Origin of the sequence: Nocardioides sp. (assembly GCF_051876515.1) — a bacterium.
Lineage (GTDB): Bacteria > Actinomycetota > Actinomycetes > Propionibacteriales > Nocardioidaceae > Nocardioides.
Window position 1 is genome coordinate 1 of sequence record NZ_JBJEHY010000003.1, and the last position, 19,420, is coordinate 19,420.

21 protein-coding genes are annotated in these 19,420 nt (G+C 72.2%); 11 read left to right on the top strand and 10 right to left on the bottom strand.

Annotated elements, in window-relative coordinates; genetic code table 11:
* The coding region (locus ACI379_RS00145) for a class I tRNA ligase family protein (protein WP_439790027.1) at positions 1-554 on the bottom strand (554 nt) is incomplete at its 3' end.
* Positions 555-670: 116 nt separating this feature from the next.
* Between ACI379_RS00145 and ACI379_RS00150 the strand changes: the two genes are divergently transcribed.
* Positions 671-1,924 carry a peptidase C39 family protein gene (locus ACI379_RS00150; protein ID WP_439790028.1) on the top strand — a complete coding sequence of 418 codons (1,254 nt, stop codon included), beginning with the start codon at positions 671-673 and terminating at the stop codon, positions 1,922-1,924.
* A gap of 17 nt (positions 1,925-1,941) precedes the next feature.
* Here ACI379_RS00150 and ACI379_RS00155 read toward each other — a convergent pair whose 3' ends face one another.
* Positions 1,942-3,546: a molybdopterin-dependent oxidoreductase gene (locus ACI379_RS00155; protein WP_439790029.1), complete on the bottom strand. Its 1,605-nt coding sequence runs from the start codon at positions 3,544-3,546 to the stop codon at positions 1,942-1,944.
* A 120-nt stretch (positions 3,547-3,666) separates the two neighbouring features.
* Between ACI379_RS00155 and ispF the strand changes: the two genes are divergently transcribed.
* Positions 3,667-4,083 carry a 2-C-methyl-D-erythritol 2,4-cyclodiphosphate synthase gene (gene ispF, locus ACI379_RS00160; RefSeq protein WP_439790047.1) on the top strand — a complete coding sequence of 139 codons (417 nt, stop codon included), beginning with the start codon at positions 3,667-3,669 and terminating at the stop codon, positions 4,081-4,083.
* On the opposite strand, the gene nirD is transcribed toward ispF, so the two are convergent.
* On the bottom strand, positions 4,067-4,429 hold the full coding sequence (gene nirD / locus ACI379_RS00165) for a nitrite reductase small subunit NirD (RefSeq protein WP_439790030.1): 363 nt from the start codon (positions 4,427-4,429) through the stop codon (positions 4,067-4,069). The two genes, ispF and nirD, sit on opposite strands and share 17 nt — an antisense overlap.
* Positions 4,430-4,532: 103 nt before the next feature.
* On the opposite strand from nirD, the gene ACI379_RS00170 reads away from it, so the two are divergent.
* A complete protein-coding gene (locus ACI379_RS00170; RefSeq protein ID WP_439790031.1) occupies positions 4,533-5,219 on the top strand; it encodes an IspD/TarI family cytidylyltransferase in 687 nt (228 codons plus the stop codon).
* Positions 5,220-5,255: 36 nt separating this feature from the next.
* Here the strand turns inward: ACI379_RS00170 and ACI379_RS00175 are convergent, their stop codons facing one another.
* Together ACI379_RS00175 and ACI379_RS00180 are read right to left on the bottom strand one after the other, a co-directional pair.
* On the bottom strand, positions 5,256-5,846 hold the full coding sequence (locus tag ACI379_RS00175; protein ID WP_439790032.1) for a 2-C-methyl-D-erythritol 4-phosphate cytidylyltransferase: 591 nt from the start codon (positions 5,844-5,846) through the stop codon (positions 5,256-5,258).
* Between the two features lie 88 nt (positions 5,847-5,934).
* On the bottom strand, positions 5,935-6,420 hold the full coding sequence (locus ACI379_RS00180) for a CarD family transcriptional regulator (protein ID WP_439790033.1): 486 nt from the start codon (positions 6,418-6,420) through the stop codon (positions 5,935-5,937).
* A gap of 356 nt (positions 6,421-6,776) precedes the next feature.
* Between ACI379_RS00180 and ACI379_RS00185 the strand changes: the two genes are divergently transcribed.
* Together ACI379_RS00185 and ACI379_RS00190 are read left to right on the top strand one after the other, a co-directional pair.
* Complete coding sequence (locus ACI379_RS00185; RefSeq protein WP_439790034.1) at positions 6,777-7,358, top strand: hypothetical protein; 582 nt, start codon at positions 6,777-6,779, stop codon at positions 7,356-7,358.
* Positions 7,359-7,369: 11 nt separating this feature from the next.
* On the top strand, positions 7,370-8,113 hold the full coding sequence (locus ACI379_RS00190; RefSeq protein WP_439790035.1) for a phosphoglyceromutase: 744 nt from the start codon (positions 7,370-7,372) through the stop codon (positions 8,111-8,113).
* A 360-nt stretch (positions 8,114-8,473) separates the two neighbouring features.
* Here the strand turns inward: ACI379_RS00190 and phoU are convergent, their stop codons facing one another.
* Positions 8,474-9,124, bottom strand: coding sequence for a phosphate signaling complex protein PhoU (phoU, locus tag ACI379_RS00195; protein ID WP_439790036.1), 651 nt, complete (start codon positions 9,122-9,124; stop codon positions 8,474-8,476).
* Between the two features lie 122 nt (positions 9,125-9,246).
* Here phoU and ACI379_RS00200 point away from each other — a divergent pair, with 122 nt between their 5' ends.
* The 3 genes from ACI379_RS00200 (at position 9,247) to ACI379_RS00210 (ending at position 12,461) form a co-directional block, all read left to right on the top strand.
* Entirely contained in the window at positions 9,247-10,524 is a 1,278-nt protein-coding gene (locus ACI379_RS00200) for a sensor histidine kinase (RefSeq protein ID WP_439790037.1), read from the top strand.
* Complete coding sequence (locus ACI379_RS00205) at positions 10,521-11,198, top strand: response regulator (protein WP_439790038.1); 678 nt, start codon at positions 10,521-10,523, stop codon at positions 11,196-11,198. Before ACI379_RS00200 ends, ACI379_RS00205 begins: the two co-directional genes overlap by 4 nt.
* A 318-nt stretch (positions 11,199-11,516) precedes the next feature.
* A complete protein-coding gene (locus ACI379_RS00210; protein ID WP_439790039.1) occupies positions 11,517-12,461 on the top strand; it encodes a DMT family transporter in 945 nt (314 codons plus the stop codon).
* Here the strand turns inward: ACI379_RS00210 and ACI379_RS00215 are convergent.
* The 3 genes from ACI379_RS00215 to ACI379_RS00225 form a co-directional block, all read right to left on the bottom strand.
* Positions 12,454-12,993 (bottom strand): YbjN domain-containing protein, encoded by a 540-nt coding sequence (locus ACI379_RS00215; RefSeq protein ID WP_439790040.1) that lies wholly within the window; start codon positions 12,991-12,993, stop codon positions 12,454-12,456. The genes ACI379_RS00210 and ACI379_RS00215 overlap by 8 nt on opposite strands.
* A 25-nt stretch (positions 12,994-13,018) precedes the next feature.
* Entirely contained in the window at positions 13,019-14,272 is a 1,254-nt protein-coding gene (gene mshA / locus ACI379_RS00220; RefSeq protein WP_439790041.1) for a D-inositol-3-phosphate glycosyltransferase, read from the bottom strand.
* A 97-nt stretch (positions 14,273-14,369) separates the two neighbouring features.
* Positions 14,370-15,272, bottom strand: a complete 903-nt coding sequence (locus tag ACI379_RS00225) for an RNase H family protein (protein WP_439790042.1) — start codon at positions 15,270-15,272, stop codon at positions 14,370-14,372.
* A gap of 19 nt (positions 15,273-15,291) precedes the next feature.
* On the opposite strand from ACI379_RS00225, the gene ACI379_RS00230 reads away from it, so the two are divergent.
* Both ACI379_RS00230 and ACI379_RS00235 read left to right on the top strand, forming a co-directional pair.
* Complete coding sequence (locus ACI379_RS00230; RefSeq protein WP_439790043.1) at positions 15,292-16,053, top strand: SDR family NAD(P)-dependent oxidoreductase; 762 nt, start codon at positions 15,292-15,294, stop codon at positions 16,051-16,053.
* Positions 16,054-16,099: 46 nt separating this feature from the next.
* On the top strand, positions 16,100-16,789 hold the full coding sequence (locus tag ACI379_RS00235; RefSeq protein WP_439790044.1) for an aspartate/glutamate racemase family protein: 690 nt from the start codon (positions 16,100-16,102) through the stop codon (positions 16,787-16,789).
* Positions 16,790-17,136: 347 nt separating this feature from the next.
* Here ACI379_RS00235 and ACI379_RS00240 read toward each other — a convergent pair whose 3' ends face one another.
* Entirely contained in the window at positions 17,137-18,468 is a 1,332-nt protein-coding gene (locus ACI379_RS00240; RefSeq protein ID WP_439790045.1) for a protealysin inhibitor emfourin, read from the bottom strand.
* Positions 18,469-18,725: 257 nt separating this feature from the next.
* Here ACI379_RS00240 and ACI379_RS00245 point away from each other — a divergent pair.
* The coding region (locus tag ACI379_RS00245) for a GTP-binding protein (RefSeq protein ID WP_439790046.1) at positions 18,726-19,420 on the top strand (695 nt) is incomplete at its 3' end.

Below are 19,420 nucleotides of genomic sequence, written 5' to 3' on the forward strand. Positions count from 1 at the left end.
AGCGCGAAGTCGCGCGGGTCGCGCTTGCCGCGGGGGTCGGCGTCGCCGGCCGGCTCCATGTCGTCGACCTTCTGGCGGGTCAGCTCGCCGTACGCGGGCCAGCTGCGCACGTCGAAGTAGACGTCGCCCGAGCCGTCCTCGGCGACGTACGCGTGACCCTTGGCGACCAGCTGCCCGATCAGCTCGAGGATCTCCGGGACGGTGCCGGCCGCGCCGGGCTCGTACGTCGGCGGCATGACGTTGAGGGAGTCGAGGACGGATCCCAGCTCGCGCTGCATGCGCTGGGCGAGCTCGTACCAGTGCATGTCGCGCTCGGCGGACTTGGCGAGGATCTTGTCGTCGATGTCGGTGACGTTGCGGATGAAGTCGACCCGGAACCCCTTGGCCAGCAGCCAGCGGCGCAGGACGTCGAAGTTGACCGCCGAGCGTACGTGGCCGACGTGGGGCTCGGACTGGACGGTGAGGCCACAGACGTAGATGCCGACCTGGCCTTCGCGCAGGGGCACGAAGTCGCGGGTGTCGCGGGTGGCGGAGTCATGGAGCCTGAGAGTCACCCGCCAAGTCTAGGGGGGTCGCGCGCGCCGCTCCGATTCCTTGCCGTCGGGCGGGGACAGCGGCCCGCTTCTGTGACTCGTGTGACGGAAGTGACGAACCGGGTTATCGTCGAACGGTGTCTGCACACCCTTCCCCCACCGTTCGTACGCTCGGCGCGGCCCTCGCCGCCACGACTGCCGGGCTGCTGACCTCGAGCCTGCTCGTCGCCCCCGCCTCCGCCGCGACCGGCGCCACGGCTGCCACCAGCACGGCGGCTCCAGCCGCCAAGCGGACCGTCACCGCGCAGCACACCTCGTGGAGCACCAGCACCGAGTTCCGCACCGGCGTGCGCCGCAGCGTCAAGGTCTCCTACGGCAACCTCAGCCTGCGCAACCCCAAGGTCAAGACGTACCTCGGCCGCCGCTACGACTACGGGTCGTGGACCTCGCCGTGGGTCACCCCGGGCATGGCCGCGACCGAGATCATCCCGTCGTGGGAGGCCACCACGCCCGGCGACAGCCTCGTGCAGGTCATGGTCCGGGCCAAGCTGTCCAACGGCCGCACCGGCACCTGGGACACGGTCGCGGACTGGGCGCTGGACAACCGCAAGCTCAAGCGCACCACGTACTCGGGCCAGACCGACGACCTCGGGAAGGTCAACGTCGACACCTGGCAGGCCACCAAGGGCGTCACCGGCTACCAGCTGCGGATCGTCCTGATGCGCGCCAGCGGCACCACCTCGAAGCCGACCGTCCAGCGGTTCGGGGCGCTCGCCAGCATCCGTACCGGCGCCCCGGCCACCTCCAAGGTGGGCAAGGCGGCCGGCACCGTGCTCGGCGTGCCGAGGTACTCGCAGATGACCCACACCGGCCACCTCCCCCAGTACGGCGGCGGCGGCGAGGCCTGGTGCTCCCCGACCTCGACCGCGATGGTGCTCGCCTACTACGGCTACAAGCCCACCCCGGTCGGCGTCCCGGGCGACCACGCCAACGCGGTCGTCGACCACACCGCGCGTCTCGTCTACGACCACGGCTACGGCGGCACCGGCAACTGGGCCTTCAACACCGCCTACGCCGCCAGCCACGTCAAGGGCGACGCGTACGTGACGCGGCTGGCCGACCTGCGCGCGACCGAGGCGTTCATCTCCGACGGGGTGCCGCTGATCGTGTCGATCGCCTTCAGGAAGGGCGAGCTGAGCGGGGCACCGATCTCCTCGAGCAACGGCCACCTCGTCGTGCTCGTCGGGTTCGACAAGGACGGCAACGCGGTGGTCAACGACCCCGCCGGGGCGAGGAACTCCGCGGTCCGCCGCACCTACGACCGGGCCCAGTTCGAGAAGGTCTGGCTCAACGCCTCCAGCGGCACCGCGTACGTGATCCGCAACAGCTGAGGCGCCCGGCCGGGGGGTCAGCCCTCCGGCCGTACGGCCTCGAACTCGACGCTGTGCCACCCGGTGGCACCGTCGGGCTGGACGTCGCGCTCGATGCTGGTCTGGATGACGCCCTGGGCGTCGGTCGCACGGACCACCACGAGGTGGCCGCCCGCCACGACGTCGAACTCGTGGCGCCACTGCACCCAGGCCTGCGGGCCGACGGTCTCCCCCAGCGTCGCGACCTCCCACGGGCCGCCGTCGAGGGACACCTCCACCCGCTCGATCCCCGACTCGGGCGACCACGCGACGCCGCCCACGGCCGTACGCCCCTCGGGGACCTCGGCGCCACGCGCCGGCACGTCGATGCGCGAGGCGGTGCGGACCGGGCCGTGCAGCGCCCACCCGTCCTCGACGGCCTCGGAGACCACCGAGTCGTACGTCGTGACCTCGATGTCGGTGACCCACTTCGTCGCGGAGACGTAGCCGAAGAGGCCGGGCACGACCGTACGGACCGGGAAGCCGTGCTCGATGGTGAGGGGGCGGCCGTTCATGCCGACCGCCAGCATCGCCTTGCGGTCGTCGGTCAGCGCCGCCAGCGGGGTCACGCAGGTCCACCCGTCGGCCCCCGTCTGCACGACGCAGTCGGCCGACGGGTCGACACCGGCCTCGCGCAGCAGGTCGGCCGTGAGGACGCCGCTCCACCAGGCGTTGCCGACCATGTCGCCGCCGACCTCGTTGCGCACGCAGACGAGCGTCGTCCACGACTCGCTCAGGCGGCGCGCGACCAGGGTGTCGTAGTCGAGGGTGACCTCGCGGGCGACCAGTCCGTGGATGCGCAGGCGCCACTCGTCGGGCTCGACCGTGGGCGGCGAGAAGGCGCGGTGGAAGACGAAGAAGTCGTCGGTCGGGGTCTGCCACGGCGCCACGTCGACGAGTCCGAGGGTGGCGCGCGCGGGCACCCGGCCACGGGTGAGCCCCTCGAGGCGTACGAGGAGGCGCGACTCGGCCACGTGCCGTCGCGCCCGGCCCAGGACCCGGCCGGTGCCGGTCGCCGCCGCCGAGGCGAGCAGGACCACCCCGGAGGCCACCAGGAAGCCGCGACGGGTCGTGGCGGGCTCGGCCGCCGCGTCGCTCTCTGCCGCTGCCTCGGGCTCTGTCTCGGGCGCCGCGTTGGGCCCGGGCTCCGTCCCAGCCTCGGCAGCCGACTCGGCGCGCCTGAGGAACAGGTGCAGCAGCTCCAGCACGAGCACCGCCGTCAGCAGCCCGACCCCCACCGGGACCAGCTCGAGCACCCGGGGCTCCTCGCGCAGCGCCACGCCCGCGGCGAGCACGGCCCAGACCGGCAGCCACACCAGCAGTGGCCGCCACCAGGCGCGCGACCGCGCGCGACCGGCCCACGCCGAGCAGGCGGCGTACGCGACGACGATGACCGTGCCGAGCACGGCGCCGTCAGCACCGCCGAGAATGGCGAGGAAGTGGTCGCGGGCGCCCTGCGGGATGAGCCCGGTGGACGAGGAGACCACCGACGAGATGGGCGCCTCGCGGATCGTGACCAGCATCGCGGCGGTGTCGCTGGTCGCCAGAGCCGCGGCACCGGCCACCAGGCCGGCCGCTGACGCCCATGTCCGCAGCCCGATCATCCGGACATTCTGGCCGAGGCCTCCACGGTGTCCAGCAGGGGCTACGGCACAATCGGTCCGGTGAGCCTCCCCCGCATCGGCCTCGGCACCGACGTACACCGCCTCGTCGAGGGTGCGGAGATGCACCTGGCGGGGCTGCACTTCCCCGACGAGCCGCAGGGGCTCGAGGGGCACTCGGACGCCGACGTGGCCGCCCACGCCTGCTGCGACGCGCTGCTCTCCGCGGCCGGGCTGGGCGACCTGGGCAGCAACTTCGGCACCGCCGAGCCCGAGTGGGCCGGCGCTGCCGGCACGGCGCTGCTGGGCGAGACGGCACGCCGGGTCCGCGCGGCCGGCTTCGAGATCGGCAACGTCGCCGTCCAGGTGATCGGCAACCGTCCGCGCCTGGGGCCCCGCCGCGAGGAGGCCCAAGCAGCCCTGTCGGCTGCGGTCGGCGCCCCGGTGACGGTCTCCGCGACGACCACCGACGGACTCGGCCTGACCGGGCGCGGCGAGGGCGTCGCCGCCATCGCCACCGCCCTCATCCTGGGGTCCTGAGCGCCACCCTCCCCCCGACGTCGACGAACCCGTCGAGGACCCGTACCCGGTAGCAGGGCACGCTGGCGTGCGCGTCGTCGAGACAGCGCCCCGTACGCAGGTCGAACGCCCGCCGGTGGCTGGGGCTGGCCACGAACGGCACCCCGCGACGGATCCCCACGATCCCGCGGGCCAGCACGGACGCCTTGGCGAACGGGTCGTAGTTGCCCAACGCGTAGACCCCGTCCTCGACGGTACGGAAGATCGCGATGGCCTGCCCGTGGACGAGAGCTGTCACACCGCGGGCGGGTTCCAGCTCGTCCAGAGGGCAGACCCGTTGCCACTCCTGGGGCTCAGCACTGTCCATGGAGCGACGCTAGGCAGGCGATGTTGTGCGCAGTGACCGTCGGTGTTTCGGCCACGTAACCTCGCGCGGACGGCCAGGACACGGCTCCGGATACCCTCGCCGGGTGTCCGCCGCTGCCGTCGTCCTCGCCGCTGGCTCCGGGTCCCGCGTCGGGGCCGGGGTCAACAAGGTCCTGCTCCCCCTCGCCGGGGTGCCGCTGCTGGCCCGCTCCGTGGCCAACGCGCTGGCCACTCCCGAGGTGGGCGTCGTCGTCGTGGTGGTACGACCGGGCGAGGAGTCCGACGTGGCAGCCGCGCTGACCCCGTACCTGGGGGACCGCGAGGTCCTGCTGGTCGCCGGCGGCGCGAGCCGGCACGCGTCCGAGTGGGCCGCGGTGCAGGTGCTGGCGCCGCGGATCGAGTCGGGCGAGGTCGACGTCGTCGCGGTCCACGACGGCGCCCGTCCGCTGGCCGGTCCGGCCCTGTGGTCGCGGACCGTGGAGGTCGCGCGCACCCGCGGCGGTGCGATCCCCGTCGTACCGAGCCCGCCGCTGCTCAGCGTCGACCTCACCGTGCCCGAGGGCGACCTGGGTGCCGTCCAGACGCCGCAGGCGTTCACGGCCAGCGCCGTCCTGGCCGCCTACCGCGCGGCCGAGGCCGACGGGTTCGAGGGCACCGACACCGCGGCCTGCCTGACCCGGTACACCGACGTACCTCTCGCGGCGGTCCCCGGATCGCCGTTCAACCTGAAGGTGACGTTCGCCGAGGACGTGGCCCTGGCCGAGGCCCTCGTCGGGACCGCCGAGGTCTGACCCGCACGCGCCCGCGCCGGTCGGGGCCGGGGGTGGTCAGTGCCCGAGGAGGTCGCGCTCGGGACGCTCCGCGACGGTGAGCTCCTCCAGCAGCCGGACCTCGTCTGCGCTGGTGACCCGACGCCCCTCGGGCGGCGCAGTGAGGGTCCGTACGGTGTGGCCGGCGGCCGCGAGCCCCGCCACCAGGGCAGCGAGGTCGGCGCCGGGAGCAGCGTCCATCGAGGCGACGACATCCGCCGGGAGCACGACGGGACTGCAGACCGCCCACAGCCGGTCGCGGTCGACGCTCTCGCCGACGAGGCCGTCGGTCACGACCTTGACGGTGTCGGTGACGGGCCGAACGCCCACCACGACGGCGTCCTCCTCCGCGGCCAGCTCGAGGCACGCGGTGACGAACTCGGCGGGCGTCATCGGGCACAGCGCGTCGTGCAGCACCAGCGGCCAGCCGGACTCCCGGACCTCGTCCCAGGCCGAGTCGACGTCGATGGTGCGGACGCCGGCCTGCCCGAGCGCCCAGGCCGCGCAGGCGACCAGCGACTCTCCGTGGATCAGTCCGTACGGGAGCGCGCCCCGGCCGGCGTCGACGACACTGCCCAGCACGATCGGTTCGTCCTCGAAGTCGCTCATCACCCCCATGGTAGGGACCCCTGCCCGAAATGGGTCCGGGGCCCGGTGGAAGATCCACCGGGCCCCGGACGCGTCGTTCGTGCGGTGCTCAGGAGGCGAGCACCTCGTCGAGGACGGCCTCGGCCTTGTCCTCGTTGGTCTTCTCGGCGAGCGCGAGCTCGGAGACCAGGATCTGGCGGGCCTTGGCCAGCATGCGCTTCTCGCCGGCCGACAGGCCGCGGTCGCGCTCGCGGCGCCACAGGTCGCGGACGACCTCGGCCACCTTCATCACGTCACCGGAGTGCAGCTTCTCGAGGTTGGCCTTGTAGCGGCGCGACCAGTTGGTCGGCTCCTCGACGTGCGCGGCGCGCAGCACGTCGAACACGCGGTCGAGGCCTTCCTTGTCGACGACGTCACGCACGCCGACCAGGTCGAGGTTGCAGGCAGGGACCCGGACGACCAGGTCCTGCTGAGCGACGATCCTGAGAACGAGGTACTGACGGTCCTCCCCCTTGATCTTCCGCATCTCGATGTCCTCGATGACTGCGGCCCCGTGATTTGGGTAGACAACCGTTTCTCCGACGGTGAAAGTCATGTGTTCAGTTCCCCTTCCTAGGTGACCAGTCTAACACGCCACCCGAGTGCCCTCCGAAGCGTTTGCGCAGGTCAGAGGCCATGTGCTGGCTTGACAGAAGGCGTTCGCTGTGGTGGCGCCGGCGCCGGACGTCCTCCCTTGACCGCCCCGGACGGATGCTCCCGCGCCCTGGTCGACGCGCGGGTGCGACCTCATTCCCCGCGTACGCACCGGGGAAACCTCTGCACGGGGGACGCCCGGGGCGCTCCCTCATCCCGGCCCCAGCGGCGGCCGGCTCGCGGTCGGCGCTAGCATGACCCCGTGTGCGTGGCCACCGGGGTCGCGCAGTCAGCCGACCTGCGAAGGCCCTGATCACCATGCAGCTCCGACGTTCCCTCGTCACCGCGACCGTTGCCGTCGCGCTCGTGCTCCCCCTCTCCGCCTGCGGCGCGGTCGACCGCATCCGGGGGTTCGACTACGCGACGGACCGTGACTACACCCCGGCCGCCGGCACCAACGACCGCTCGGGCAACGTCGACATCCTCGGCGCCGCGGTCGTCTCCGCCGCCGAGGGCGCCGGCACCCTGGTCGTCACGCTCGCCACCAACGAGAACGCCGACGCGTCCTCGCTGACCGGCGTCAGCGGCACGTACACCGACGCCGACGGCAACTCCTCGCCCGTCGAGGCCAAGCAGTTCGCGCCCATCGAGGTGCCGGTCGGCGGGCTGGTCAACCTGGCCGAGGCCGACAAGCCGGTGCTCCTGACGGGCGAGTTCAGCGAGGGCAACATGCTCACGCTGACCCTCACCTTCAGCGACGGCCAGACCACCGAGATGCCGGTCCCGGTCGTCTCCAACTTCACCAGCGACTGGACGGGCCTCGACCGCTCGCCCGGCGCCGAGGACGTGGAGGCCCCCGAGGACCACCGCATCCCGGCCGAGCACGGCTCCTCGCACTGAGGACGGCGACGATGACGTACACGCTGGTCCTGCTCCGCCACGGCGAGAGCGAGTGGAACGCCAAGAACCTCTTCACCGGCTGGGTCGACGTGGCCCTGACCGACAAGGGCCGCGCCGAGGCCGTGCGCGGCGGGGAGCTGCTGCGTGAGGCGGGCGTGCTGCCCGACGTCGTGCACACCTCGCTCCAGCGTCGCGCCATCAACACCGCTGCGCTGGCGCTCGACGCCGCCGACCGCCACTGGATCCCGGTCAAGCGCAACTGGCGCCTCAACGAGCGTCACTACGGTGCCCTGCAGGGCAAGGACAAGAAGCAGACCCTGGCCGAGTTCGGCGAGGAGCAGTTCATGACCTGGCGTCGTTCGTTCGACGTCCCGCCGCCGCCGCTGGCCGACGACGACGAGTTCTCCCAGGTCGGCGACCCGCGCTACGCGGACCTCGGCGACGAGCTGCCCCGTACCGAGTGCCTCAAGGACGTCATCGCGCGCCTGCTGCCGTACTACGACAGCGAGATCGTCACCGACCTCAAGGCCGGCAAGACGGTCCTCATCGCTGCCCACGGCAACTCGCTGCGGGCCATCGTGAAGCACCTCGACGGCATCAGCGACGAGGACATCGCCGGTCTCAACATCCCGACCGGGATGCCGCTGGTGTACGAGCTCGACGAGGACCTCAAGCCCGTCGTCGCCGGCGGTCAGTACCTCGACCCCGAGGCAGCCGCCGCAGCGGCCGCAGCGGTGGCCAACCAGGGCCGCTGACCAGCGCACGCACAGCCTTCGGAAGCCCTCGGACCGCGCGGTCCGGGGGCTTCCGCCGTTGCGGGGTCCGGTTTGCGTCATACGAACCCGCCGCCCAGGTCCGCGCGTCATACGAACCCGCCGCCCGAGTCCCCTGCGTCATACGAACCCGCACCAATAGGTCGCATTCCGCATGACGCAGGCCCCCTGCGGGAGCCCAACGCATGACGCAGGCGCCGCCAAGACCCGTACGCATGACGCAACGCCCGCCAGCACCCGTACGCATGACGCAGGCTCCGGCACGACCGTACGCATGACGCACATCCGCCCCGGAACCGCGTGGGCCGGGGCGAATGTGGTTCTTCGGGAGGAGCCTGCGGCTCAGCTCTTGACGGGGACTTCCCCGGTGACCACGTACACGACGCGGTTCGCGATCGAGACGGCGTGGTCGGCGATGCGCTCGTAGTAGCGGCCCAGCAGGGCCACGTCGACGGCGGGCTCGACGCCGTACGTCCAGTCGTCCGAGAGCAGCTGGGCGAAGGAGATGCGGCGCAGGCGGTCCATCTCGTCGTCGTCGCGGTTCAGCGCGGCGGCCGCCTCGACGTCGCGGGACCCGATGACGGCCTTGACGCGGCGCACCATGTCCTCGGCGGTGGACGCCATCGCCTGGAGGGTCGGGCGCACCTCCTCCGGCACCGCGACGTACGGCACGCGCATGCGGGCCACCTTGGCCACGTGCACCGACAGGTCACCCATCCGCTCGAGCTCCCCGACCATCCGCAGCGCGGAGACGATCACGCGCAGGTCGCCGGCGACGGGCTGCTGCAGCGACAGCAGCGAGAAGGCCGACTCCTCGATCCGCTCCCGCATCGCGTCGATCCCCGCGTCCGCGCTGATCACGGCCTCCGCGGTCCTCGAGTCGCCGGTCATCAGGGCACTGGTGGCCTCGCGGACGGCGACCTCGACCTGGGCGCACATCGCGCCGAGGTCGAGGAAGATGCCGTCGAGCTGGTCCTGGAAAGCCTCACGCATGACGTCAACGTAGAAGGCCAAGGTGTCCGGTCAGCGTCGTGCGGTGAACGCCCGGTGAACAGTCGGCACACGGACCCTGCGCTGGTCGGGAGCACCCCGGACGGCTGCGTACGATCGTGACCGTGGACCCCACCCTGCAGGCACTGCTGTCCGCGGTCGCGGCATCGGTCGTGACCGGCGGGGCGCTCATCGCGTGGTACGTCAGCGACCGCGAGCGCAGCCGCATCCCCGAGGTCGAACCGCCCAGCGTCGACCCGGGCGTCGCGGGCGTGCTGTCCGTGCTGCGCTCGAGCGCCGTCGTGCTGGACGACCAGGACAGGGTCCTCAACGCCTCGGCCCCCGCGTACGCGTTCGGCCTGATCCGCGACGGCGAGCTGGCCCTGGACGACCTGCTCGAACTCGTCCGCCAGGTGCGCCGCGACGGTCAGATCCGCGAGTCCGAGCTGCACCTGGGCGGGCACGACCACGCCTCACGCCGTACGTTGACGGCCCGCGTCGCCCCGCTGGGCGCCCGCCAGGTGCTGGCACTCGTGGAGGACCGCACCCGGGAGAAGCGGGTCGAGGCGGTGCGCCGCGACTTCGTGGCCAACGTCAGCCACGAGCTCAAGACGCCCGTGGGCGCGATCCGGCTGCTCGCCGAGGCCGTCGAGGACGCCGCCGACGACCCCGAGGCGGTGCAACGGTTCGCGGGCCGGATGCTGACCGAGAGCGACCGGCTCTCCACCATGGTCCAGCAGATCATCGAGCTGTCGCGGCTGCAGAGCAGCGAACCGCTGGAGCAGCCGGTCCCGGTCAGCCTCGACGTCGTGGTCTCCGAGGCGATGGACAAGATCGCCACCAAGGCTGACGCCAAGCAGATCACCCTGGTCCGCCGCGGCGACCACGACCTGGTGGTGACGGGGTCCGCGGACCAGGTGTCGGCGGCCGTGTCCAACCTGGTCGCCAACGCCGTCGCGTACTCCTCCGACGACTCCCGGGTCGTCATCTCCACCACCAGCCACGACGGCGTCGCCGAGATCTCGGTCGTCGACCAGGGGATCGGCATCCCCGAGGCCGAGATCGACCGGATCTTCGAGCGCTTCTACCGGGTCGACCCGGCCCGTCACCGCTCCACCGGCGGTACGGGGCTGGGCCTGTCGATCGTGAAGCACGTCGCGGCCACGCACGGCGGCGAGGTGAGCGTGTGGTCGGTCGAGGGCGAGGGGTCGACATTCACGCTCACGCTGCCCCTGCGGCAGGAGCCGACCGGGGCGCCCACCCCGTCCGGGGGCGTTCAAGCCCCCTCGACTCCGACGGCCGGGTCCGACACCATCGAGGCAGGACCGACCGACCCCGTACCTCCCGGCAGCCATGCCGGGCCCCGTTCCACCCCCACTTCACAGCAGGAGGACCGCCCGTGACCCGGGTACTCGTCGTCGAGGACGAAGAGAGCTACAGCGACGCACTCGCCTACATGCTCCGCAAGGAGGGGTACGAGGTGGCGATCGCCGCCGACGGCCACGCCGCGATCGCGGAGTTCGACCGCAACGGCGCCGACATCGTGCTGCTCGACCTGATGCTCCCCGGGCTGCCCGGCACCGAGGTGTGCCGCCAGATCCGGCAGTCGTCCAACGTCCCGGTCATCATGGTCTCGGCCAAGGACGACGAGGTCGACAAGGTGGTGGGCCTGGAGCTGGGCGCCGACGACTACGTCACCAAGCCGTACTCGCCGCGCGAGCTGACCGCCCGGATCCGCGCCGTGCTGCGCCGCGGCACCGAGACCGACCTCGTGCCCGACACCCTGGAGGCGGGCCCGGTGCGGATGGACGTGGAGCGCCACGTCGTCACCGTCAACGGGGAGGAGCAGCGGCTGCCGCTCAAGGAGTTCGAGCTGCTGGAGATGTTCCTGCGCAACCCGGGTCGGGTGCTGACCCGCGGCCAGCTGATCGACCGCGTGTGGGGTGCCGACTACGTCGGTGACACCAAGACCCTCGACGTCCACGTGAAGCGGCTGCGCGCCAAGCTGGAGCCGGACCCGAGCCAGCCGAGCTACCTGGTGACCGTCCGCGGGCTCGGTTACAAGCTGGACCTCTGAGGAGTGAGGCCGGAGGTACGCCGAGCGCAGCGAGGTGTGCCGGAGCCGAGCCCCGCAGGAGATCCAGCAGAGGAGCACAGCGGACCTCTGAGGAGTGAGGCCGGAGGTACGCCGAGCGCAGCGAGGTGTGCCGGAGCCGAGCCCCGCAGGAGCTCCAGCAGAGGAGCACAGCGGACCTCTGAGGGATCCGGTCGCTGGTTGAGCGCGTCGGGCCTGGGGCCTCGACAGGCTCGACCACCGGGCCGAATGGCGGGATCTCGTGCTGATCTGTCCGAATCCCGCGCGACAACGTGTCATGGGCGTACCTAGCCTTGACCCGTGACACGTGAACAGCAGAGTCCCCCACAGGCATGGCTTCCGTTCGCGGCGGCAGGCGTGACCCTGGTGCTGTGGGCCAGCGCCTTCGTCGGCATCCGCCACCTGGGCGCCAGCGTCCCTCCGGGGACGTTGTCGTTGGCCCGCCTCGCGGTGATGGTGCTGACGCTGCTGCTGATGATGCGCCTGCGCGTCTCCCGCCTGCCGAGCGCGGCGGAGTGGAAGCTGATCGCGCTGGGCGGCGCGAGCTGGTTCGGCGTCTACAACCTGACGCTCAACGAGGCGGAGCGCCGCATCGACGCCGCCACGGCCGCGCTGATCGTGCAGATCGGCCCGATCCTCGTGGGCCTGCTGGCCGCCACCTTCCTCGGCGAGCGGCTCACCCGCTGGCTGCTGGTCGGCATGGCGGTCGGCTTCGGCGGGGTCGTCCTCATCGCGTACGCCTCGACCGAGCACGCCAGCGGCGACCTGGTCGGGATCTCGATGGCCGTCGCGGCGGCCGCCACGTTCGCGGTCGGCGTGCTGACCCAGCGCAAGCTGCTGCTCACGATGGGACCTCTGGAGCTCACCTTCTGGTACGCGCTGGTGGGCCTGGTGGTCTGCCTGCCGTGGACCCTCGAGGCCGTCGACGTGCTGGGATCGGCCTCCGCCGACACCTGGGGATGGCTGGTCTACCTGGGGGTGTTCCCCTCCGCGATCGCGTTCACGACGTGGGCGTACGCGCTCTCGCACGCCAAGAACGCGGGCGCGTTCGCGCAGTCGACCTTCCTGGTCCCGTTCATCACCGCGCTGATGGCGTGGCTGCTGCTCGACGAGGTGCCGGCGGCGCTGGCGTTCGTGGGCGGTGCGCTGTGCATCGGCGGCGTGCTGGCCTCCCGGCGCCAGCCGGCCTCACCCACCGCTCCGGTGCCCGAGGAGGCGGACGAGCCGCAGGAGCAGCTCAGCTAGGCGTACGGCCCGCGTCGGCGTCCAGCCAGCCCCGGAACGCCTCCAGGTTGGCCAGGGACTCGCCGCGGGACACCCGCCACTCGTACTCCTTGCGGATCGAGGTGGCGAACCCGAGCTCGAGGATCGCGTTGAACGACTCGTCGGCGTTGGCCAGCACCGATCCCATCAGCTGGTCCAGCTCGGCGGCGGTCACCGAGGCCAGCGGCAGGCGGGCGTCGAGGTAGATGTCGCCGTCGTGGTCGACGGCGAACGCGACGGCGTACATCCGCAGGTTGCGCTCCAGCAGCCAGCGGTAGACGCGCAGGTGGTCCTCGTCGGGGTTGCGGCACACGAACGCGTGGACCCCGAGGGTGTGCGGGCCGACGTCGAGGCGGACGGGGACCTGCAGCTTCTTCTCGCCGGGCAGGGCGAAGGAGTAGACGTGGCCGGGCTGCTCCTCGTACGCCAGGTCGTTGTCGGACAGCCACGCCCGCACCGCGACGACGGCCGCGGCGACCTCGGGCGACGGCTGGGCGGAGAAGTCGGTGTCCATCGGTGGGGCTCCCGGGGTCGCGGTCTCAGACGAGCGTGGCGCCGAGGTTGCGGCGCGCCAGGTCGTAGGCCTTGAGGGTGTGCTCGGCGGTGCGGTCCCACGAGAACTCCGCAGCGCGGGCCTGGGCGCCGGCCCGCAGGCGGTCGGTGAGCCCGGGCTCGTCGACGAGGCGGCGCAGGGAGTGGGCCCAGTCGCGCGGCTCGTGGGTGTCGACCAGGAGGCCCGAGACCTCGTGCGCGACCACGGTGGTCAGGCCGCCGACGGCGGCCGCGACCACGGGCGTGCCGGCAGCCTGCGCCTCGGCGGCGACCAGCCCGAACGACTCGTTGTACGACGGCACGGCGACGGCGGTCGCGGCGGCCATCCAGCGCGCCAGGACGGGCTGCTCGACGGGCGGCACGAACCGGACGACGTCGCTGACACCGAGCTCGGCGGCCAGCTGCACCAGGGACTCCGGACGGTCCAGCCCCGACCCGGACGGGCCACCGACGACGGGGACCACGAGCCGGTGGCGCAGCGACGGGTCGTCGGCGATCATCACCGCGGCGGCACGCAGCAGGACGTCGGGGGCCTTGAGCGGCTGGATGCGTCCGGCGAAGAGCAGGACGACGGCGTCCGCCGGCAGCCCGAGCTCTGCGCGGGCCTGCGCCCGGTCGTACGGCCGGAAGACGGACAGGTCGACGCCGGGGTGGACGACCTCGACGCGGGCGGGGTCGGCGCCGTACAGGTCGACCAGCTGCTTGGCCTCCAGCGAGGTGTTGGCGATGAGCAGGTCGGCGGCCTCGACCACCTGGTCCTCGCCGATGACGCGGGCCACCGGCTCGGGGGTGTCGCCCTCGGCGAGCGCGGCGTTCTTGACGCGCGCCATCGTGTGCATGGAGTGGATGAGCGGCACCTGCCAGCGGTCGCGCGCGAGGGCGCCGACCTGGCCCGACAGCCAGTAGTGGGAGTGCACGGCGCTGTAGTGGCCGATCTCCTGGCCGGCCTCGGCGCGCAGCACCTCGCGGGCGAACGTGCAGAGCTGGCCCGGCAGCTCGCCCTTGGTGAGCCCCTCGAACGGTCCGGCGTGGACGTTGTGCACGAGGACGCCCGCGTCGGCCTCGACCACCGGCGCCAGCGTGGAGGAGGTGGCGCGCGTGAAGACGTCGACCTCGACGCCGCGGGCTGCGAGGCGTCGGGCGAGCTCGATGACGTAGACGTTCATCCCGCCCGCGTCCCCCGTGCCCGGCTGGTCGAGCGGGGAGGTGTGCAGGCTGATCATCGCCACCCGGTCACCCACGTGCGCTCCTGTCCGTCGAGAACTCCGACCACGTCAACCATGCCGCGTCGACGGTCATTCCCGCACCACTTCCCCGGTGCCGGTACCGCGACGGGACTCAGGCCTCGGGCGTGCCCTGGTGGAAGACCTGCTGCCACCCCGTACGGCCGCGCACCCACAGCGAGCTGCGCAGGGTGCTGCCCTGCTCGGTGGTGGCACGCCACAGGAGCTGGACGGTGTCGGCACCCACCTCGATCACGTCCACGACCTCCAGGTCGACGCGCCCGATCGGGCCGATGGTGTCGAGCATCTCCGTACGGTTCCAGACCCGGCCGCTGCGGCCGATCTCCATCCACTGCGGGTGCAGCAGCGCGGCGACCTCGCCGCGGTCGGCGCGCACCTCGTCGTCCAGCAGGCGTCGTTCGAGCGCGACGACCTCCTCGACGGCGGAGCGCGCGGGTACGGGCTCGTCCTCCAGGGAGCTGAACAGGTCCGGCTCGGGCTCGGGCTCGCGGGTGCTCGGGGACGCCTGCACGGTGCTGGCCTCCTGCTGGGCGTCGGCGCCCGGGATGCCGGGCCCGGCCGGGGGTACGTCGCCGCGCTGGTAGGCCTGCGCGGCGGCGTTGGCGAGACGGTCGGCCGCCTCGTTGAGCGCGTGACCGGCGTGACCCTTGACCCACTCGAAGGTCACGTCGGGGCGCATGGCGGCGTCGATGGCCTGCATGAGCTCGAGGTTGAGGACGGGCTTCTTGTCCTTCTTGCGCCACCCGTTGCGCTTCCAGCCCGGCATCCACTTGGTGATCGAGTCGATGACGTACTTGGAGTCGCACAGGACGTGCAGCGGCTCGCCGAGGTGCGCGGTCTGGCGCAGCAGGTCGAGGACGGCCATCAGCTCGCCCATGTTGTTGGTGCCGTGGGCCCAGCCCCCCGAGGCCCAGCGGTCCCGGTCGACGTACCAGCCCCAGCCGGCCGGGCCGGGGTTGCCGAGGGCGGATCCGTCTGCAGCGGCGATGAGCGTCACGCTGGCCGATCCTGCCACGATGGGACCCATGAGTTCGCAGCAGCGTCGTACCGCCGTCGTCACTGGAGCCTCCAGCGGGATCGGGGCCGCCACCGCACGAGCCTTGGCCGCGGCCGGCTTCCGCGTGGTGTGCGCGGCCCGGCGTACGGACCGGATCGAAGCCCTGGCCCAGGAGATCGACGGCGTGGCCGTGGCCTGCGACGTCACCGACGCCGACTCGGTGGCCGCCCTGGCCGCCGGGCTGCCGGTGGTCGACGTGCTCGTCAACAACGCGGGCGGGGCGTTCGACTCCGAGCCCATCGAGAGCACCGACCCCGACCAGTGGGGGCGCACGTTCGACGTCAACGTGGTCGGCCTGGTGCGGATGACCAAGGCGCTGCTCCCGGCGCTGCGGGCCAGCGGCGACGCGCTCATCGTCAACATGGGCTCCACGGCCGGGCGGTGGGCGTACCCGACCGGCGCCAGCTACACCGCCGCCAAGCACGGTACCAAGGTCGTCACCGAGACCCTGCGCCTGGAGCTGCTGGGCGAGCCGATCCGCATCACCGAGATCGCTCCCGGCATGGTGCACACCGAGGAGTTCTCGGTGGTCCGCTTCGCCGGTGACCAGGAGCGCGCGGACGCCGTGTACGCCGGTGTCGACCAGCCGCTGCTCGCCGAGGACATCGCCGACGCCGTGGCCTGGGTCGCCACCCGTCCGTGGCACGTCAACATCGACGAGATGGTCATCAAGCCGCGCGCGCAGGCCGCCTTCGACAAGGTGCACCGCTCCGGGGCGTGACGCGAACCACCCGTACCGGGCGGTAGTCGTGTGGGAGACTGCTCCTGTGCAGACCATCGGACTCGTCGGCGGCATGAGCTGGGAATCCAGCGCGGTGTACTACCGGGACCTCAACCTGGGCGTGCAAGAACGACTCGGCGGGTTGTCCTCGCCACGGATCGTGCTCAGCACCGTCGACTTCGCGGAACTCACCGACCTCGAGGAGACCGAGCGCTGGGACCAGATCGGCCAGCTCCTCGCCTCCGCCGCGCAGGGCGTCGAGCGCGCCGGCGCCGACTTCCTGCTGCTGTGCACCACGACGTTCCACAAGGTGGCCGACGAGGTCGAGGAAGCCGTGCAGATCCCGGTCCTGCGTCTGGGCGACGTGGTCTCCGAGGCCGTCACCGCGGCCGGCATGACCAAGGTCGGCCTCATCGGCACCAAGGTCGCGATGAGCGAGACCTTCTTCACCGACCGCCTCGAGGCGGCGGGGCTCGAGGTCGTCGTGCCGGACGAGAAGCACCACGACTTCGTGAACGCGGCCATCTACGAGGAGCTCGTGCACGGGGTCGTCGTGCCGCGCACCCGCTCCAAGGTCATCGAGATCATCAACGAGCTGTGGGACGCCGGCGCCGAGGGGGTGCTGCTCGGGTGCACCGAGCTCGAGCTGCTGATCAAGCAGTCCGACGTGGAGATCCCGCTGTTCCCGTGCACCACGCTGCACGTGCAGGCAGCCCTGGACCGCGCGCTCGCCTGACGTTCCTCCGTACGACGCCCCGGCCTGTGGTCGGGGCGTCGTTGCGTACGGGTGGGGCTGGCCGGGGGTGCGTCATACTAACCGTTGCGCGTGGGGCTTCCGTCATACGGCGTCAGCCCGGCTGGCCGCTGCGTCATGCGGATCCGCACCAATAGGTTCGGATCCGCATGAAGTAGGGCCGCACCAACACCCGCACGCATGACGCGGACCCCACCGCTGCGCGGACGCATGACGGCCCCGCCCCAGCACCCGGTACGCATGACGCACCCGGCCAGCGGACCCGTTCGTATGACGCATGCGCCGACCGCACGCCCGCCCCAACGCAGCCCAGCCTGCGCCCCGGCGCCTCACTCCCCCGCGCGCGCCCGGGGACAGTTCCGTACGGCCTCGGCGAGGCCCCGCAGGTGGTCGTCGAGGTCCTGCTCGGCCACCCGCACCGGCGCCTGCTCGCCCACCTGGAAGGTGTAGCTGAACCGGTCGGGTTGGGGGGTGGACGGCACCGGATGCCGGGTGAGCGACTGGGCCGCGTCGACCCGCTGCCAGGCGGCGCGCACGTCGGCGACCTCGTCGTCGGCGTCGGCGAGATCCACCTCGTACACCTCGCTGAGGCCGGCGAAGCCGCCGCTGCGGGTCATCCGGAGCCGGCCGACCGGCGCGCCCGCCGCGCTGCCCGACCCACCCGCGCCCGACCCGCCCGCGCCCGAGGCAACGGAGGCTCCGCTGACGCCGACGGGGACACCCACCTGCTCCCAGGCGGCCGCCACCGCGTCCGCGTGCTGCCCGGCCACCGCCACCGTCGCGGCGGCGAAGCTGGCGAAGTCGGTCTGCGGACCCACCTGTCCGCCGGTGAGGGCGGCGTACCAGATCTGGCCGGCCCCACTCAGGGAGTCACCGCCGATCGCGGTGGCCGCCAGCTGGAACGCCCGGTTGGGGATGCCGGAGTTGATGTGCACCCCGCCGTCGTCCTCGGCCGTCACCACGAAGTCGTCCATGTGGCCCACCTGCGGGTCGCGCCCGAGCCGGGCGTCGTCGTACGCGGTGCCGGGGGCGGCCATGTCGCGCAGAGCCCGCGCCGCGACCCCGGGCAGGAAGATCCCCTCCCCGATCAGCCAGTCAGCCCCGGCCGCGTCCTGGCCGAGGAGCCGTTGCTTGAGGCAGGCGGCCGTCACGTCGGCGACGGACTCGTTGAGTGCACCCGGCTGGTCGCGGTAGACCAGCGCGGCCGTGTGCTCGACGAGACCGTGGGCCAGCTCGTGGCCCAGCACGTCGACGGGCTTGGTGAACCGGTCGAAGACCTGCCCGTCGCCGTCGCCGAACACCAGCTGGGACCCGTCCCAGAAGGCGTTGGCGTACGACCGGCCGTAGTGGACGGTCACCAGCGCGTGCGCGCCGGCCCCGTCGAAGGAGTCCCGGCCGAACCCGTCCCGGTACATCGCGAGCGCCGCCTCGATCCCGTCGGCCGCCTCGTCGACGGCCACGTCGCCCGTCGCCACCCCGCCGCTGGAGCGGACCGGGGTGCCGGGCAGCTCGGTGCCGTTGCGGGCGTCGTGCACCGTCCAGCCGGCCCGGGCCACCAGCGAGAGCCGCTCCGCGCGCAGGGCAGGAGCGTTGCGGACGGCGCGGAAGCGTACGTCCTCGTCGAGGGTGGCACCTGCCTCGACGAGGCCCGCCTCGGCCACGCGACGCAGGAGGTACGGGGGGACGAAGCCGCGGCAGGGCGCAGCCCGATGAGGAGGGACGGCCGGCGAGGTGGTGCTGTTCCGAGATCGCATGCCTCCACTCAACGCCCCACCACTGACAGTCCTCAAGGGGTGCGGGACGGGCGAGTCGCCGACGTGGGCGGAACGCTCGATTCAGCCGTGCGGCGCGCTGGCAAGTAGTCTGGACTGCCAGCCCACGAGCGGGTCGGCTCCAGATCTTCGAGCGAAAGAGACCCATGAAGCGCTCCGACATCCGCAACGTCGCCATCGTTGCCCACGTCGACCACGGCAAGACCACCCTCGTTGACGCGATGCTGCACCAGGCCGGCGCCTTCTCGGCGCACCAGGCCGAAGGTGTGGCCGAGCGTGTCATGGACTCCGGCGACCTCGAGCGCGAGAAGGGCATCACCATCCTCGCGAAGAACACCGCCGTGCGTTACACGGGAGCCCACGCTCCCGAGGGCGGAATGACGATCAACATCATCGACACCCCCGGCCACGCCGACTTCGGCGGCGAGGTCGAGCGCGGCCTGTCGATGGTCGACGGCATCGTGCTGCTCGTCGACGCCTCCGAGGGCCCGCTGCCGCAGACGCGCTTCGTGCTCGGCAAGGCGCTCAAGGCCAAGATGCCGGTCATCCTGGTCCTCAACAAGGTCGACCGTCCCGACGCCCGCATCACCGAGGTCGTCGACGAGGCGTACGAGCTGTTCATGGACCTGCTCGACGACGGCGCCGACCAGGACGCGCTCGACTTCCCCGTCGTGTACGCCTCCGGCAAGGCCGGCCGCGCCTCGACCGAGGCCCCCGAGAACGGCACCCTGCCCGACTCCCCCGACCTCGAGCCGCTCTTCCAGACCATCCTGGAGACCATCCCCGCGCCCGAGTACGACGAGGACGCCCCGCTGCAGGCGCACGTCACCAACCTCGACGC